Consider the following 15569-nt stretch of genomic DNA (forward strand, 5'->3'; position numbering starts at 1 on the left):
TGTTGCCACTCGCCTTTCCAGCCGAGGCGCTTACTTGCGGCTGGCTTTTTCCAGCATACGCAGGGCGCGCTCGTTGGCTTCGTCAGCGGTCTGCTGAGCTTTCTGAGCGGCGGCCAGAGCCTCGTCAGCGTGACGGTAGGCTTCGTCAGCACGAGCCTGGGCGCGGGCAGCGGCGTCTTCGGTAGCGGTCAGGCGAGCTTCGCTTTCCTTGTTAGCGGTGCTGCAACCAGTGGCCAGAGCAGCGGCCAGAGCCAGGGCGGCGAATTTCAGAGCATTGTTCATCGTAAACCCCTTGAGGTAGACATCCTGTTTTAAGATCAATTTTCCAGGTGGAAAATTGCGGCTACATACTACTCATTACCGGTCGTAAGTAAACTGAGCTAAACCCGTTGAAGAAAGATTTTTTGCGGAAATCCTCCTTCGCTCCCCCGAGTTCGTCCCCGAATGCGTGCAGCCGGTATCAGCAACTGCTTGGATGGCTGAAAGCCACGAACGTTTCAAAACAAAACGTTAGAGGATGACCGGAAGTTGTCAAGTTCAAAGCCGCGCCTGCTCCCGCGTATGCCGCCTGATATAGTGTGATTTCTCGGTGCGACGGCTGGTCAGAACCTGCTTCTTCCGGAGGGGTCTGACGCGCTGTGGCTCAGTCCCGCACAGGAAGGGTGCGTTCTCGTCTTCGGGTACACCGATAACAATGGATAAGGCGGAGCCAAACCGCCAAGGAGTAGTCATGAACGAGTCCCTGCACGTGGAACACGATGAAGCCAATCATCAGTTCCAGCTTTCCGTCGACGGCCAGCGCGCCTATCTCGCCTATATGGATCTGGGCAAGCAGACGATGGATTTCTATCGCACCTTCGTACCCGATGCCCTGCGTGGGCGCGGCCTGGCAGCGCGGCTGACCGAGCATGCGCTGAACTACGCCGAGAGTCGCGGCTACAGCGTCATTCCCTCCTGCTCCTATGTGGAGCACTACCTGGAGCGGCGTGGCCAGGTGACGCCGCTGGCCTGAATGGCCGCGCCATGAAAAACGCCGGGCTGAGCCCGGCGTTTTCGTATCCGCTGCTGGATCAGCTGCGCGCGCGGCGCGGCAGCACATCCTTGAGCTTGCGGTGCATGTCGAGAATGCTCTTCTCGGTCATGGCCCAGTCGATGCAGGCGTCGGTCACCGAGACGCCGTACTCCAGCTGCGACAGATCCGCCGGAATCGGCTGGCTGCCGAAGCCCAGGTGACTTTCCACCATCAGGCCGACGATGGAATTGTTGCCCTCGACGATCTGGTTGGCGACGTTGTCCATCACCAGCGGCTGCAGGGCCGCATCCTTATTGGAGTTGGCGTGGCTGCAGTCGACCATGATGTTCGGCTTGACCTTGGCCTTGACCAGCGCCTGCTCGCACAGGGTGACGCTGACCGAATCGTAGTTGGGCTTGCCGTTGCCGCCGCGCAGCACCACGTGGCCGTAGGGATTGCCCTTGGTCATCACCACCGAGACCTGGCCGCGCTGGTCGATACCCAGGAAGCGGTGCGGGCTGGAGACCGACTGCAGGGCATTGATGGCCACGGTCAGGCTGCCGTCGGTGCCGTTCTTGAATCCGACCGCGGAGGAGAGGCCCGAGGCCATTTCCCGGTGGGTCTGGGATTCGGTGGTGCGGGCGCCGATCGCCGACCAGCTGATCAGGTCCTGCAGGTACTGGGGGGAGATGGGATCCAGGGCCTCGGTGGCGGTGGGCAGGCCCTTTTCCGCCAGGTCCAGCAGCAGCTGGCGGCCGATGTGCAGGCCGTCCTGGATCTTGAAGGAGTCGTCCAGATAGGGATCGTTGATCAGACCCTTCCAGCCCACCGTGGTCCGGGGTTTCTCGAAGTAGACGCGCATGACCAGATAGAGGCTGTCGCTGACCTGGGCGGCCAGGGTCTTGAGCCGCTCGGCGTATTCGTGGGCGGCCTTGATGTCATGGATCGAGCAGGGGCCGATCACCACGAACAGGCGATGGTCCTTGCCGTCGAGGATGTCGCGGATGACCTGGCGGCCCTGGGCGACGGTGTCGGCGGCGAGATCGCTCAGCGGGATCTCCTGTTTGAGCTGCTCGGGCGTGATGAGCGGCTCGTTGGCTTCGATGTTGAGGTCGTTAAGGCGGGGCTGTGCGGCCATGGTGCTACTCGTCGGTCACGGCGCTGCGACAGGACGGGGCCCGTGCAGGCAAAATACGGTGGAGAGGGTGGGGCACCTTAACGCGTGTCCCGCCTGCTCACAATGGTTACGACGCTATTGGCGCGCCCGAGGGCGGGCTTTGGCGATGATCGCGACGAGGAAGCGATGGAATTGGACGATGGCACGGCGGATGCCGCCCTGCTGGCGGCGCCTGGGCGCTCGCTGCTGATCTTTACCAGCGCTGGCTGCGCCACCTGCCGCCTGGCACGCCAGGTGCTGCCCGCGGCGACGTTGCCGGTCGAGCGACTGTACTGGGTGGATGCCGAGCGCAGCGGGGGACTGGTGCAGCGCTATGGCGTCTTTCATCTGCCGGCGTTGTTCCTGGTCCGGGATGGCGATTTCCTCGGCCCGGTGCAGGCGCCGCTGCGGGAGCCGGCGCTGGTGGCGGCGATCCTGACCGCCGCGGAGCGCGAGCCCGAGGAGCTGCCCTGAAAGGGCTCTAACGTGCGGTTCGCAGCGCAAACGGCAATCCCCTGCTACGCTGGAGAAGGCTATCCCGCGTCGTACCGGCCCGATCGGCTGATCTGGCCAGGAGGAATCGTGATCCGCTCGCTGCTCTATGCCACGGACTTGGGCCTGTGTTCGTCCTATGTCTTTCAGCACGCCTTGAATCTCGCTCGCATCCATCAGGCCCGGCTGTATGTCGTCCATGTGGTGGAGCCGCTCGGCCTCCTGGCCTCCACCCTGCTGCAGCAGTATCTGGATGGCGAATCTCTGGATCGCCTGCGCAATGGCGGTCTGGACCTCGTCCTGGAGACCATCGAACAGCAGGTGTTCGAGTCCCTGCGCGAGGACCTGCAGGAAACCCCCGCCACCGTGGGCCTGGTGAGGGCCGTACGGGTGGTGCAGGGCGATCCGCCAGTGGTCATCCTCAAGCAGGCTCAGGAGTTCGCCGCGGATTTGCTGGTGATCGGCAGTCGCAGCCAGGGCGATGCCCAGGTCGCGCCGTTGGGTCGTACTGCCAGCCGCCTGCTGCAGACCGCGCGCATCCCTGTGTACCTGGTGCCGCTGCGCCAGGGGTGATCCGCCAGCGTCAGCCCTTGTCCCCCAGCGACTTAATTCGATTTCGGTCTAGAAAAAGCTTGAAGCCTGCTTTACTGTTATATGCTTGCGCATGGGTCAGCGAGGAGCCGGCATGAAGCTGCAACAGTTGCGATATATCTGGGAAGTCGCCCACCACGATCTGAACGTCTCCGCCACGGCCCAGAGCCTCTATACCTCGCAGCCCGGCATCAGCAAGCAGATCCGCCTGCTCGAGGACGAGCTGGGGGTCGAGGTCTTCGCCCGCAGCGGCAAGCACCTGACCCGGGTAACGCCGGCCGGCGAGCGCATCATCCAGACCGCGGGCGAGATCCTGCGCAAGTGCGAGAGCATCAAGCAGATCGCCCAGGAATTCTCCAACGAGCGCAAGGGCACCCTGTCCATCGCCACCACCCACACCCAGGCGCGCTATGCGCTGCCGGACGTGATCAGCGAGTTCATCAAGCAGTATCCGGACGTGGCCCTGCACATGCATCAGGGCTCGCCGACCCAGATCGCCGAGATGGCCGCCGACGGCACCGTCGACTTCGCCATCGCTACCGAAGGCCTGGAGCGCTTCAATGATCTGGTGATGATGCCCTGCTATCGCTGGAACCGTTGCGTCATCGTTCCGCAGAACCATCCGTTGGCCAAGGTCGAGAATCTGACCCTGGAACAACTGGCGGAACAGCCGCTGGTGACCTACGTCTTCGGCTTCACCGGGCGCTCCAAGCTCGACGAGGCCTTTGCCCGTCACGGGCTGGAACCCAACGTGGTGCTGACCGCCGCGGACGCCGACGTGATCAAGACCTATGTGCGCCTGGGCCTGGGCGTGGGCATCGTCGCCGACATGGCGGTGGATCACAAAGCCGATGCCGACCTGGTCTGCCTGGACGCCAGCCACCTCTTCGAAGCCAGCGTGACCAAGATTGGCCTGCGCCGCGGCACCTTCCTGCGCGGCTTCATGTGCGACTTCATCGGCCGCTTCGCGCCACACCTGACCCGCGATGTGTTGACCGAGGCCATGCAGACGCCGACCCGCCAGGAGCTGGAGACGCTGTTCCATGGGGTGACGCTGCCGACGTATTGAGGGCTTCCTCTCGCTGAAATCATCGCGGCCGCAGCAGCACGTAGCGTGGAAAACGGCGTAGCCTTTTCCACTGGAGACCGCGCTGAAGGGGACACCCTCACCCCAACCCTCTCCCGAGGGGAGAGGGGGCTATCCGAGCAGGCGTTCAGTCACGTCAGCCTCGGCGAAATCGCAACAAGCCGTCGTGCTTCCATCCGTAGGAGCGGCCGCATCGGCGAACCGCCATGGCCACGATGCGTTACCTCACCCCGCCAACCGCCACTGCTCCAGCAGCAGCTGCGCGGCCGCCGACAATCCCGCGCCCTGGCGGACCAGGATCGAATAGGGTTCGTTGCGGGTGCGCTGGACCACCGGCAGGCGTCGCAGCAGGCCGTGTCTTGCGCCGAACTGGGCGATGTCGCTGGGCAGCATGGCCACCTGGTTGGGGTCTTCCTGCAGCAAGCCGAGCAGGGTGAAGGTGGAGGCGGTTTCCACCGGATAGCGAGGAAACTCCAGCTCCGCCGCGCGGAATTCCCGTTCCAGGGTCAGGCGCATCGGCAGATTGGCCGGATAGACGATCCAGCGACTGTCGACCAGGTCGGCCAGGCTCAGCTCTGGCGCCTCGGCCAGGGGATGGCGGGGATGGCAGACGATCTCCAGCCGCTCTTCGCGCACCTCCAGGCAGTCATAGGCATCCGGACGACGGCTGACGCTGCTGCGGCAGATGGCCAGTTCGATGCGGCCGGCGTCGAGCAAATCGAGCAGGCGCACACTGGTGTCCTCGATGATCTCGATGCCGAGCTGGGGTTGCGCCGCGCCCAGGCGGGACACCGCGGCGATCAATCGCGGCACGGCGCCCATGATCACCCCCACTGCCAGACGGCCGCCTTCCCCCTGGAGGATGCCGAGCATCTCTTCGCGCAGATGGGCCAGGTCGCTCTCGATCAGTCGTGCATAGCGGATCACGCAGCGGCCCAGGTCATTGGGCTGTAGGCCCTGGTGGGTGCGCAGGAAGAGGGTGGCGCCCAGGGTGCTTTCGATTTCGTGCAGGGCCTTGGTGGCCCCGGGCTGGGAAATGGCGATGCGTTCGGCGGCCTTGTGCAGCGAGCCTTCTTCGTCGAGGGCGATCAGCAACCGTAGTTGACGCAGGCGTAGGCGAGAGGCGATGGAGCCCAGGGATGGCAGCATGGGAATAACCGTTGGTTATCACGGGATAGGGAGTTCTCATTAGGCAGGCCCTGTAGCGCCGAGTAAAGTCTTCCTCAGGCGATAACCAACAAGGAGAATGCCATGCACCTGATTCAGTTCGAAGACCAACAGGGCCAGCGTCGCGTCGGCGTGGTCGAGCGCGGCGAAGTCCAGCAGGTCCGCGGTGCCACCAGCACCCGGACCCTGGCGCTGCAGGCCATCCGTGCCGGCGTTTCGCTAGAGTCTCAGGTGCAGACCCTGGGCCTGGAGCCCGGACCAGCCTATGCCGAGCTGCTCGACGGCGGCCGTCTGCTGCCGCCGCTGGACCATGAAGATCCGGCGCACTGCCTGGTCACCGGAACCGGCCTGACCCACCTGGGCAGCGCCGCTACCCGCGACAAGATGCACCAGCAGAACAGCCAGGAAGAGGCCAAGCTGACCGACTCCATGCGCATGTTCAAATGGGGCGTGGAGGGCGGTCGGCCCGCGACCGGCACCGCCGGTGCCCAACCGGAATGGTTCTACAAGGGCGACGGCGGCATCCTGGTGCGCCCAGGTGCCGACATCCCGCTGCCGGAGTTCGCCGAGGACGCGGGGGAAGAGCCCGAGTTGACCGGTCTCTATGTGATCGGCGACGACGGCAAGCCCTATCGCCTGGGTTATGCGGTGGGCAACGAATTCTCCGACCACGTGCTGGAGCGCAAGAACTATCTCTATCTGGCCCATTCCAAACTACGCTATTGCAGCTTTGGTCCGGCGTTGCGTACTGGGGAATTGCCACGCCATCTGGTGGGTACCAGCCGCATCCGTCGCGGCGAGCAAGTGGTCTGGGAGAAGGAGTTTCTTTCGGGCGAGGACAACATGTGCCACAGCCTGGAGAACCTGGAATATCACCACTTCAAGTATGCGCAGTTCCTGCGGCCGGGCGATGTCCATGTGCATTTCTTCGGCACGGCGACCCTGTCCTTCGCCGATGGCGTCCGCGTCGAGCCGGGCGACAGATTCGAGATCGCGGTGCCGGAATTCGGCGAGCCGCTGAGCAATGGCGTCAAGACCGGCACGGCAGCCTTCCAGCCAGGGCAGGTCCGCCAACTCTGATAGTTGTATGATGACTGCTGACTATGCGAATGCTAGAGTGGGTATCGCACAGGCTGGTCCGGCCGCTCAGACGCTGAGCGTGCCACCCTTTCGAAGACCGCCCCGAGGCGGGTGGTCTTCCCTGAACCCCTAGGTATAAGGAGTCGAGAACAATGCAGATCCAAGGCAAGAACTACATCGGTGGCGCTCGCAGCGGCGAGGGCGAGGTGCGGGTCTATAGCATCGACGCCACGACCGGCGAGAAACTGCCCTACGAATTCTTCCAGGCGTCCGCGGCCGAAGTCGATGCCGCCGCCCGTGCCGCCGAGCAGGCCGCGCCCCTGTACCGCAAGCTGAGCGCCGAGAAGCGCGCGGCCTTCCTTGATGCCATCGCCGACGAACTGGATGCCCTAGGCGATGATTTCGTCCAGCTGGTTTGCCAGGAAACCGCGCTGCCGGCTGGCCGTATTCAGGGCGAGCGTGGCCGTACCAGCGGCCAGATGCGCCTGTTCGCCAAGGTGCTGCGCCGCGGTGACTTCCACGGTGCCCGTATCGACACCGCGCTGCCCGATCGCAAGCCGCTGCCGCGTCCTGACCTGCGTCAGTACCGCATCGGCCTGGGTCCGGTAGCCGTCTTTGGCGCCAGCAACTTCCCGCTGGCCTTTTCCACCGCCGGTGGCGATACCGCCGCGGCCCTGGCCGCCGGTTGCCCGGTGGTGTTCAAGGCCCACAGTGGCCATATGGTCACCGCCGAATACGTGGCCGACGCGGTGATCCGCGCCGCCGAGAAGACCGGCATGCCCAAGGGCGTGTTCAACATGATCTACGGCGGTGGCGTGGGCGAGCAACTGGTCAAGCATCCGGCCATCCAGGCCGTGGGCTTCACTGGCTCCCTGCGTGGTGGTCGTGCCCTGTGCGACATGGCCGCGGCTCGTCCGCAACCCATCCCGGTCTTCGCCGAGATGTCCAGCATCAACCCGGTAGTCGTGCTGCCCGAGGCGCTCAAGGCCCGTGCCGACGCCATCAGCGGTGAACTCGCGGCCTCCGTGGTGCTGGGCTGTGGCCAGTTCTGCACCAATCCTGGCCTGGTCATCGGCGTGCGTTCGCCAGAATTCAGCAGCTTCCTGGAGCGCCTGGCCGGTGCCATGAACGAGCAGGCACCCCAGACCATGCTCAATCCGGGCACCCTGAAGAGCTACGAGAAGGGCGTCGCGGCGCTGCTGGCTCATTCGGGTGTACAACACCTGGCCGGCGCCAACCAGGAAGGCAACCAGGCCCGTCCGCAGCTGTTCAAGGCTGACGTGAGTCTGCTGCTGGAAAGCGACGAGCTGCTGCAGGAAGAAGTCTTCGGCCCCACCACGGTGGTGGTCGAGGTAGCCGACGAAGCCCAGCTGCAGCAGGCGCTGCAAGGCCTGCACGGTCAGCTGACCGCCACCCTGCTGGCCGAACCGGCCGATCTGCAGCGCTTCGAGGCCATCATCGGCCTGCTGGAGCAGAAAGCCGGTCGCCTGCTGCTCAACGGCTATCCCACCGGCGTGGAAGTCTGCGATGCCATGGTCCATGGCGGTCCCTATCCGGCGACCTCCGATGCCCGCGGCACTTCGGTCGGCACTCTGGCCATCGATCGCTTCCTGCGCCCGGTGTGCTACCAGAACTACCCGGATGCTTTCCTGCCGGAAGCCCTGCAGAACGCCAACCCGCTGGGTATCCAGCGCCTGGTGAACGGCGAGAACACCAAGGCCGCGATCTGATCGCGCTGTCTTGAGTGAAAGAAGACCCGGTGTCGCGAGACGCCGGGTTTTTTATTGGGTGGTGGAAAAGGCTCGCTGCTTTCCACGCTACCAGGCACCAGGCTACGGGCCGCGTCGGAGCAACCCTCTCTCCCTCTGGGAGAGGGTTGGGGTGAGGGAAGCGCCCGGCACGAGCCCAACAGAAAAGGCCGCTCCTGAGAGCGGCCTTTCTTGCATCAGGAGCAGCCTTACTTGCTGGCGAACTTGAAGATGGTCGTCTGGGTGTAGGTCTGGCCGGGATCCAGGCGGGTGGTGGGGAAGTTGGGCTGGTTGGGGGCATCCGGGTAGTGCTGGGTTTCCAGGGTGAAGGCACCCCAGTGGCCATAGGTCTTGCCGGCCTTGCCCTTGATGTTCCCCTCCAGGAAGTTGCCGGTATAGAACTGCACGCCTGGTTCGGTGGTGTAGAGGGTCAGGGTGCGGCCGGAGCCCGGGTCGGTCACCACGGCAGCGGCTTTCTGCAGATCGCCAGCGGTGTTGAGCACCCAGTTGAAGTCATAGCCACCCTGCTTGGGTTCGGCGTACTTCAGTTGCTGGTTGTCGTCGGCGATGTGCTTGCCGATGGCGGTCGGCTTGCGGAAGTCCATGGGCGTGTCGGCCACGGGCGGCAATTCGCCGGTGGGGATCAGCTTGGCGGTCACTGGCGTGTATTTGTCGGCATTGAGCATCGCCACCTGCTTGAGCACGGTGCCACTGCCAGCGCCCGCCAGGTTGAAGTAGCTGTGGTTGGTCAGGTTGAGCACCGTCGGCTTGTCGGTGGTGGCGCGGTACTTGAGGGTCAGCTGGTTGTGCTCGTCCAGTTGATAGGTCACCTGGGTGGTCAGGGTGCCGGGAAAGCCCATCTCGCCATCGGGGGAGACATAGCTCAGGGTCACGCCGACCCAGCCGTCGCCCTTGGCCGGCTCGGCCTTCCACACCTTGGTATTGAACCCCTGGGGGCCGCCGTGCAGGGCGTTGGTCTTGTCGTTCTGGGGGATCTGGTAGCTCTTGCCGTCGAGACTGAAACGGCCCTCGGCGATGCGGTTGCCGAAGCGGCCGATGGTGGCGCCAAAGAATACGGTGGGGTTGTCGAGATAACCCTGGACGTCATCGAAGCCCAGGACCACGTCTTCGCCATGGCCCTTGCGGTCGGGCACCTTGAGCGCCTGCAGCACGCCACCGTAGGTGATGACCGTGGCCTGCATGCCATGGCTATTGGTCAGGACGAACTTCTCGATGGGAGTGCCATCGGGCAGCTTGCCAAAGCTCGACTGCTGGCTGGTGAGGCCGGCCGCCTGGGCGGTAAGGGTGCTGATCATGAGTGACAGTCCAAGTCCGGTGAGGGCTAACGTGCGTTTCATCTCGACCACCTTTTCGGTTTGTTGTTGTGCAAGAGTGGGGCAGAGGGCCCCGAGTTCCGGAAAGAGAGGCTGCGCCAGCCCCTCACCCCGACCCTCTCCCGGTGGGAGAGGGGGTAGAGCCGGTCAATGGGAGTGGCGTGGCACTTCGGAACCGCGGCAGCCGACCAGGAAGTCGAAGTCGCAGCCTTCGTCGGCCTGCAGCACGTGGTTGACGTAGAGGCGCCGGTAGCCGCCGGCCAGCAGCTGATCCGCCGGCGGTTGCCAGTCGGCCAGGCGCGCAGCCAGTTCTTCGTCGGGAATGTCCAGGTGCAGGCGGCCGGAAGCGCAGTCCAGCTCGATCATGTCGCCTTCGCGTACCACGGCCAGCGGACCCCCGGCCGAGGCCTCGGGCGCCACGTGCAGGACCACGGTGCCGTAGGCGGTGCCGCTCATGCGGGCGTCGGAGATGCGCACCATGTCGGTGATGCCCTTGGCCAGGAGCTTGGCTGGCAGGCCCATGTTGCCCACCTCGGCCATGCCCGGATACCCTTTGGGTCCGCAGTTCTTCAGCACCATCACGCAGGTCTCGTCGATATCCAGGTCCGGGTCGACGATGCGCGCCTTGTAGTCTTCCAGGTTCTCGAACACCACGGCGCGACCGCGATGCTGCATGAGCGCCGGGGTCGCGGCCGAGGGCTTGAGCACCGCGCCCTTGGGTGCCAGGTTGCCGCGCAGCACGCAGATGCCGCCGTCGGCGCGTAGCGGGTTGTCCAGGGCGCGGATGACCTCGTCGTTGCCGTAGATGGGCGCCTCGGCGCAGTTGGCCCAGAGGCTCTTGCCGTTGGCGGTCAGGGCCTCGGGTGGGGCAGCAGCTTGGCTTCGCCCATGCGGCGGATCACTGCCGGCAGGCCGCCGGCATAGTAGAACTCCTCCATCAGGAAGCGGCCGGAGGGCTGCAGATCGACGATGGTGGGGGTGCCGCGGCCGACCCGGGTCCAGTCGTCCAGCTCCAGGTCCACGCCGATGCGGCCGGCGATGGCCTTGAGATGGATCACCGCGTTGGTGGAACCGCCGATGGCGGCGTTGACGCGAATGGCGTTCTCGAAGGCTTCCTTGGTGAGGATCTTCGACAGCCGCAGGTCTTCTTCCACCATCTCGACGATGCGCATGCCGGACAGGTGCGCCAGTACGTAGCGACGCGAATCCACCGCCGGGATGGCGGCGTTGTGCGGCAGCGAGGTACCCAGGGCTTCGGCCATGCAGGCCATGGTGGAGGCGGTGCCCATGGTGTTGCAGGTGCCGGCCGAGCGTGACATCCCGGCTTCGGCGGAGAGGAATTCGTTGAGGTCGATGGCGCCCGCCTTGTAGGCCTCGTGCATCTGCCAGACGATGGTGCCAGCGCCGATGTCGCGACCGTGGTGCTTGCCGTTGAGCATGGGGCCACCGGTGACGACGATGGCCGGCACGTCACAGCTGGCGGCGCCCATCAGCAGCGCCGGCGTGGTCTTGTCGCAGCCGGTGAGCAGCACCACCGCGTCCACCGGATTGCCGCGGATGGCTTCTTCCACGTCCATGCTGGCCAGGTTGCGGGTCAGCATGGCGGTGGGTCTGAGGTTGGATTCGCCATTGGAGAACACCGGGAATTCCACCGGAAAGCCGCCGGCTTCGTAGATGCCGCGCTTGACGTGTTCGGCGATCTTGCGGAAGTGGGCGTTGCAGGGGGTCAGTTCGGACCAGGTGTTGCAGATGCCGATGACGGGCTTGCCCTGGAATTCATGGTCCGGGATGCCCTGATTCTTCATCCAGCTGCGGTACATGAAGCCGTTCTTGTCGTTGCTGCCAAACCACTGGGCGGAGCGGAGCGGGCGTTTGGGCGTGGTCATTGTCTTGTCCTCGGGCATTTCACGGGCAAAGCGGTCCCCGGCACGGCGCACCTGGCGCCGCGGGGGAGGGCAGAGTCTGGGTTTAGCGCTGCTTGAAGCGGTCGATCACCACCGCCAGCAGCAGGATGGTTCCGCGGATGACGTACTGGTAGAAGGTGTCGATGTTCTTCAGGTTCATGGCGTTCTCGATGATCGCCAGGATCAGCACGCCGGCGATCACGTGGCGGATCATGCCGATGCCGCCGGCCAGGGAGACCCCGCCCAGCACGCAGGCGGAGATCACCGTGAGTTCGAAGCCCTGGCCGATCATCGGCTGGCCCGAGGTCATGCGCGAGGCCAGGACCACGCCGGCCAGGGCGCCGATCACTCCATGCATGGCGAAGATGATGATCTTGGTGCGGTCGACATGGACGCCGGCCAGCAGCGCGGCTTCCTCGTTGCCACCGATGGCCATGGTGTTGCGACCGAAGGTGGTGTAGTTGAGCAGCCAGCCAAAGAACAGGATGCACAGCAGGGTGATGACGATGGGCACTGGCAAACCGAACAGCTGGCCGTTGCCGAACACGAAGAACTGCTCCTGGGAGACGCCCACGGCCTTGCCGTCGGAGAAGATGTAGCCCAGGCCGCGCACGATCTGCATGGTCGCCAAGGTCGTGATCAAGGCGTTGATCTTGAGCTTGGCGATCACCAGCCCGTTGATCAGGCCCACCACCAGGCCCATGGCCAGGGCGGCGGCGACGCCGAGAAAGACGCTGTCGAAGTCGCGCATCACCACCGCCGCGACCACGCCGGCACAGGCGATGACCGAGCCCACCGAGAGGTCGAAGTGGCCGGAGGCCAGGCAGAACAGCATGGTGCAGGCAGCGATGCCCACGGTGGAAATCGCCAGGCCCAGGCCACGCATGTTCAGCGGCGAGAGGAAGTTCTGCACGCACAGCGCGCAGAGGGCGAAGATGACCAGCGCGGCCAGCATCATGGCCCAGTCGTCGAGGAAGCGACGCATGTCGAAGCCGCGGCGCGGCGGGGTCAGGCTGTGGGGTTGGGCGGACATGGATAGGACCTCTTTATTGTTATCTCGACCAGCAAGGCGCGCCCTCAGGCGCGGGTACGGGGCAGGGCGAGCTGCAGCAGCCGCTCGTCGTTGAACTCGGCGCGGGCCACCTCGCCGGTGATGGCGCCTTCGCTCATCACCAGGATGCGGTCGGCCACGCCCATGACCTCCATCAGGTCGCTGGAGACCACCACCACGGCGATGCCGCGGGCGGCGAGGTCATGGATGATGGCGTAGATCTCCGACTTGGCACCCACGTCGATGCCGCGGGTGGGTTCGTCGAGCAGCAGCACCTGCATGGGCATCGACAGCCAGCGACCGAGAATGGCCTTCTGCTGGTTGCCGCCGGAGAGATTCTTGATCTTCTGCCCGGCATGGGGCGTCTTCACGTTGAGCGCGCGAATCTGCTTTTCGGCGTTGGCCTTTTCCCAGCGGCCCTGGATCAGGCAGCCGAGGCTGGCGTGATGGGCGCGGGCGCTGATGTTGATGTTCTCGGCCACACTGGCCAGGGGCACGATGCCTTCCTTCTTGCGATCTTCCGGGCACAGCAGGATGCCGGCGGCGATGGCGTCGCGTGGGGACCTGAGGCTGACCGGGGCGCCCTTGAGGCTCAGGCTGCCAGCCTTGTGCTTTTCCAGGCCCGCCAGCAGGCGCAGCAGCTCGGTGCGGCCGGCGCCGACCAGGCCGAACAGGCCGAGGATCTCGCCCTGGCAGACCTCGAAGCCCACCGGCTGCTGCAGGCCCTGGCCGAGCAGACCCTCGACCTTGAGGCAGCCGCCGCCGATCTCGCGCGGCCGGTAGTCGTAGATGTCGGCGAGATCCCGGCCGACCATCAGGGTGATGAGCTGGTCGGGGGTGATGTCGGCCAAGCGCTCGATGGTGCGCACGTGGCGACCGTCCTTGAACACCGTCACCGCGTCGCAGATGCGGAAGACCTCTTCCATGCGGTGGGAGACATAGAGCACCACCCGGCCTTCGTCGCGCAGCCGGGCGATGATGGTCATCAGCCGATCGGTCTCGCGGGCGGACAGCGAGCTGGTGGGTTCGTCGAAGGCGATGACGCGGGCGCCGCGGGAGAGCGCCTTGGCGATCTCCACCAGCTGACGCTGACCGAGCGACAGGCGCCCGACCTTGGTATTGGGGTCGATCTCTTCGGCCAGGCCCTTGAGCAGGTCCAAGGCCTGGCGGCGCAGGTGGCCACGATTGACGATGCCGTAGCGCGCCGGCAGGTGACCGAGAAAGAGGTTCTCGGCGACGGTCATCTCCGGCACCAGCTGCAGTTCCTGCTGGATCACCGCGACGCCGGCGCGGATGGCTTCGGCGGTGCTCTTGAACACCAGCTCCTGGCCGTCGATGTTGAGGTGACCGGTGGTGGGAGCGTGGTAGCCGCTGAGGATCTTCAGCAGGGTCGACTTGCCGGCGCCGTTCTCGCCCATGAGGGCGTGCACCGAGCCGGGACGCACGCTGAAGGAGATGTCGGCGAGCGCCTTGACGCCGGGAAAGGTCTTGCCGATGCCAACGAAGCCGAGGCTGTCGGCGCTCTGGGCGGTGGTGTGTTCCAAGGCTGCCATGAGGCACTCCTGTCACAACCTTTTTACGATCTGCTGCGCGTCGGCCAAACTGTGTTGAAAAGCCTCTGGAGGGCCAGCCCCGTCGGAATGCTCATTTACTAATCGTAAACTGCGTTTCCTAAAGCCTTTTCGCCTTGTTTGTCGCTAGCTCGCTAAATCGTAATAAAGGCTCCAATATGAAAGGGGGCGGCGCCAGGACCGGCGCCGCCGGGGTCATCACTTCCAGAGGCCGATCTTTTCCAGCTCTTGCTGGAAATTGGCGCGGGTGATGAGGGTGACCTTGTCCATCGCGGTGTACTTGGGCGGCTCCTTACCGGTAGTCACCCACTCGTACATCATGCTGGCGGTCTGGTAGCCCTCTTCGTGGGGGCTGGGCAGCATGGAGCCGAAGAAGCCGCTGTTGGGTTTCTTCAGTTCGCCGATGGCGTCGGTGCCGTTGATGCCGATGCCGATCACCTGCTCGGCCTTGAAGCCGGCGCTTTCGGTGGCACGGACGCCGCCCAGCACGGTGTTGTCGTTCATACCGCCGATGATCAGGTGCTTGGCGCCCGAGGGCAGCTTGACCAGGGCCGAGGTGGTGGAGTCCATGCTGCCAGGCACGTCGAGGGTCTTCTGCGGGGCGAAGATGATGTGGTCGGCGGGCAGGCCGGCCTTCTTCAGGGCTTCCACCGAACCGTCGGTGCGCTTCTTGCCGGTATCCAGCTCGTTGTAGGTGTTGATCACCGCATAGGTGTCATCCCACTTCCAGCCACGCTTCTCGGCTTCGGCGGCCATGGCCGCGCCCTGCTGCTGACCGACCTCGAAGGCGGCCATGCCCAGGTAGGGCACGTCTTCCATGAACTTGCCCTTGGCGTCGACGAAGCGGTCGTCCACCGCCATCACCTTGAGGTCGTTGAGCTTGGCCTTGGCCACGATGGCCGGGCCGAGGGAGACGTCGGGCGGGCAGATCACGAAGCCCTTGGCGCCGTTGGCAGCCAGGCTGTCGATGGCGGCGAGGGTCTTCTCGCCATCCGGCACGGCGATCTTGAGCAGGGTGAAGCCCTTGTCCTTGGCGGCTTTCTCGGCGAAGGCCCACTCGGTCTGGAACCAGGGTTCCTCGGGTTGCTTGACCAGGAAGCCGATCTTGACCGGATCGGCGGCGAAGGCGGAGAGAGACAGGCTGACGGCACCGGCGGCGAGGGCGGCACGCAGCAGAGAACGAACTCCCGGAACACGGAACATAGCTGGAACTCCTTGTTTTTATTGGTGTGGCCAGGCAATGCAAGGCGGCGGGCTGCCGTCGTGGAGGTCAGACGACGCCGCTCTTTATTGATAGTATGATTGGATGAATGCGGGCGCAAGGAAAAGGTGACGGGATTTTTCGTCACCTCTGTCACCAGGCTGTTACATAGGGT

13 protein-coding genes and 1 pseudogene are annotated in these 15569 nt (G+C 64.7%); 6 read left to right on the forward strand and 8 right to left on the reverse strand.

Annotation, left to right across the window (positions count from 1 at the left end):
- Window positions 1-30 precede the first annotated feature (30 nt).
- Window positions 31-282 (reverse strand): Lpp/OprI family alanine-zipper lipoprotein, encoded by a 252-nt coding sequence (locus tag C722_RS0118365; protein ID WP_007160560.1) that lies wholly within the window; start codon window positions 280-282, stop codon window positions 31-33.
- A 448-nt stretch (window positions 283-730) separates the two neighbouring features.
- On the opposite strand from C722_RS0118365, the gene C722_RS0118370 reads away from it, so the two are divergent.
- The gene (locus C722_RS0118370) at window positions 731-1012 is read left to right on the forward strand and encodes a GNAT family N-acetyltransferase (protein WP_017641917.1); all 282 of its coding nucleotides are present in this window, start codon (window positions 731-733) and stop codon (window positions 1010-1012) included.
- Between the two features lie 58 nt (window positions 1013-1070).
- Here the strand turns inward: C722_RS0118370 and C722_RS0118375 are convergent, their stop codons facing one another.
- Entirely contained in the window at window positions 1071-2150 is a 1080-nt protein-coding gene (locus C722_RS0118375) for a 3-deoxy-7-phosphoheptulonate synthase (RefSeq protein ID WP_017641918.1), read from the reverse strand.
- Between the two features lie 165 nt (window positions 2151-2315).
- Between C722_RS0118375 and C722_RS0118380 the strand changes: the two genes are divergently transcribed.
- From C722_RS0118380 to cysB, 3 genes are all read left to right on the forward strand, one after another.
- Window positions 2316-2642 carry a co-chaperone YbbN gene (locus tag C722_RS0118380; protein WP_017641919.1) on the forward strand — a complete coding sequence of 109 codons (327 nt, stop codon included), beginning with the start codon at window positions 2316-2318 and terminating at the stop codon, window positions 2640-2642.
- Between the two features lie 108 nt (window positions 2643-2750).
- On the forward strand, window positions 2751-3233 hold the full coding sequence (locus C722_RS0118385; protein WP_017641920.1) for a universal stress protein: 483 nt from the start codon (window positions 2751-2753) through the stop codon (window positions 3231-3233).
- 112 nt (window positions 3234-3345) lie between these two features.
- Window positions 3346-4320 (forward strand): HTH-type transcriptional regulator CysB, encoded by a 975-nt coding sequence (gene cysB, locus C722_RS0118390; RefSeq protein WP_017641921.1) that lies wholly within the window; start codon window positions 3346-3348, stop codon window positions 4318-4320.
- A 243-nt stretch (window positions 4321-4563) separates the two neighbouring features.
- Here the strand turns inward: cysB and C722_RS0118395 are convergent, their stop codons facing one another.
- The gene (locus C722_RS0118395) at window positions 4564-5487 is read right to left on the reverse strand and encodes a LysR family transcriptional regulator (protein WP_017641922.1); all 924 of its coding nucleotides are present in this window, start codon (window positions 5485-5487) and stop codon (window positions 4564-4566) included.
- Window positions 5488-5589: 102 nt separating this feature from the next.
- Here C722_RS0118395 and araD1 point away from each other — a divergent pair, with 102 nt between their 5' ends.
- Both araD1 and C722_RS0118405 read left to right on the forward strand, forming a co-directional pair.
- Complete coding sequence (gene araD1 / locus C722_RS0118400) at window positions 5590-6585, forward strand: AraD1 family protein (RefSeq protein ID WP_017641923.1); 996 nt, start codon at window positions 5590-5592, stop codon at window positions 6583-6585.
- A gap of 152 nt (window positions 6586-6737) precedes the next feature.
- A complete protein-coding gene (locus C722_RS0118405) occupies window positions 6738-8315 on the forward strand; it encodes an aldehyde dehydrogenase (NADP(+)) (RefSeq protein WP_017641924.1) in 1578 nt (525 codons plus the stop codon).
- 227 nt (window positions 8316-8542) lie between these two features.
- On the opposite strand, the gene C722_RS0118410 is transcribed toward C722_RS0118405, so the two are convergent.
- The 5 genes and pseudogenes from C722_RS0118410 to C722_RS0118430 all read right to left on the reverse strand — a co-directional run bounded on the left by C722_RS0118410 (window position 8543) and on the right by C722_RS0118430 (window position 15396).
- Window positions 8543-9691, reverse strand: a complete 1149-nt coding sequence (locus C722_RS0118410) for an aldose epimerase family protein (RefSeq protein ID WP_026083941.1) — start codon at window positions 9689-9691, stop codon at window positions 8543-8545.
- A 123-nt stretch (window positions 9692-9814) separates the two neighbouring features.
- Window positions 9815-11553: pseudogene (locus tag C722_RS25145) on the reverse strand (IlvD/Edd family dehydratase).
- A gap of 82 nt (window positions 11554-11635) precedes the next feature.
- Window positions 11636-12604, reverse strand: a complete 969-nt coding sequence (gene araH, locus C722_RS0118420) for an L-arabinose ABC transporter permease AraH (protein WP_017641926.1) — start codon at window positions 12602-12604, stop codon at window positions 11636-11638.
- Window positions 12605-12648: 44 nt separating this feature from the next.
- Window positions 12649-14175, reverse strand: a complete 1527-nt coding sequence (gene araG, locus C722_RS0118425) for an L-arabinose ABC transporter ATP-binding protein AraG (RefSeq protein ID WP_017641927.1) — start codon at window positions 14173-14175, stop codon at window positions 12649-12651.
- Window positions 14176-14391: 216 nt separating this feature from the next.
- Window positions 14392-15396, reverse strand: a complete 1005-nt coding sequence (locus tag C722_RS0118430; RefSeq protein WP_007160547.1) for a substrate-binding domain-containing protein — start codon at window positions 15394-15396, stop codon at window positions 14392-14394.
- Window positions 15397-15569 lie beyond the last annotated feature (173 nt).

This window comes from Pseudomonas sp. 313, from assembly GCF_000316965.1.
In the GTDB taxonomy this organism is placed as follows: domain Bacteria; phylum Pseudomonadota; class Gammaproteobacteria; order Pseudomonadales; family Pseudomonadaceae; genus Chryseomonas; species Chryseomonas benzopyrenica.

Coding starts and splice junctions, on each gene's coding strand:
- C722_RS0118430 (WP_007160547.1), bottom strand. CDS start 15,396: ATGTTCCGTGTTCCGGGAGTTCGTTCTCTGCTGCGTGCCGCCCTCGCC.
- araG (WP_017641927.1), bottom strand. CDS start 14,175: ATGGCAGCCTTGGAACACACCACCGCCCAGAGCGCCGACAGCCTCGGC.
- C722_RS0118375 (WP_017641918.1), bottom strand. CDS start 2,150: ATGGCCGCACAGCCCCGCCTTAACGACCTCAACATCGAAGCCAACGAG.
- C722_RS0118380 (WP_017641919.1), top strand. CDS start 2,316: ATGGAATTGGACGATGGCACGGCGGATGCCGCCCTGCTGGCGGCGCCT.
- C722_RS0118395 (WP_017641922.1), bottom strand. CDS start 5,487: ATGCTGCCATCCCTGGGCTCCATCGCCTCTCGCCTACGCCTGCGTCAA.
- C722_RS0118365 (WP_007160560.1), bottom strand. CDS start 282: ATGAACAATGCTCTGAAATTCGCCGCCCTGGCTCTGGCCGCTGCTCTG.
- araH (WP_017641926.1), bottom strand. CDS start 12,604: ATGTCCGCCCAACCCCACAGCCTGACCCCGCCGCGCCGCGGCTTCGAC.
- C722_RS0118405 (WP_017641924.1), top strand. CDS start 6,738: ATGCAGATCCAAGGCAAGAACTACATCGGTGGCGCTCGCAGCGGCGAG.
- C722_RS0118410 (WP_026083941.1), bottom strand. CDS start 9,691: ATGAAACGCACGTTAGCCCTCACCGGACTTGGACTGTCACTCATGATC.
- C722_RS0118370 (WP_017641917.1), top strand. CDS start 731: ATGAACGAGTCCCTGCACGTGGAACACGATGAAGCCAATCATCAGTTC.
- cysB (WP_017641921.1), top strand. CDS start 3,346: ATGAAGCTGCAACAGTTGCGATATATCTGGGAAGTCGCCCACCACGAT.
- araD1 (WP_017641923.1), top strand. CDS start 5,590: ATGCACCTGATTCAGTTCGAAGACCAACAGGGCCAGCGTCGCGTCGGC.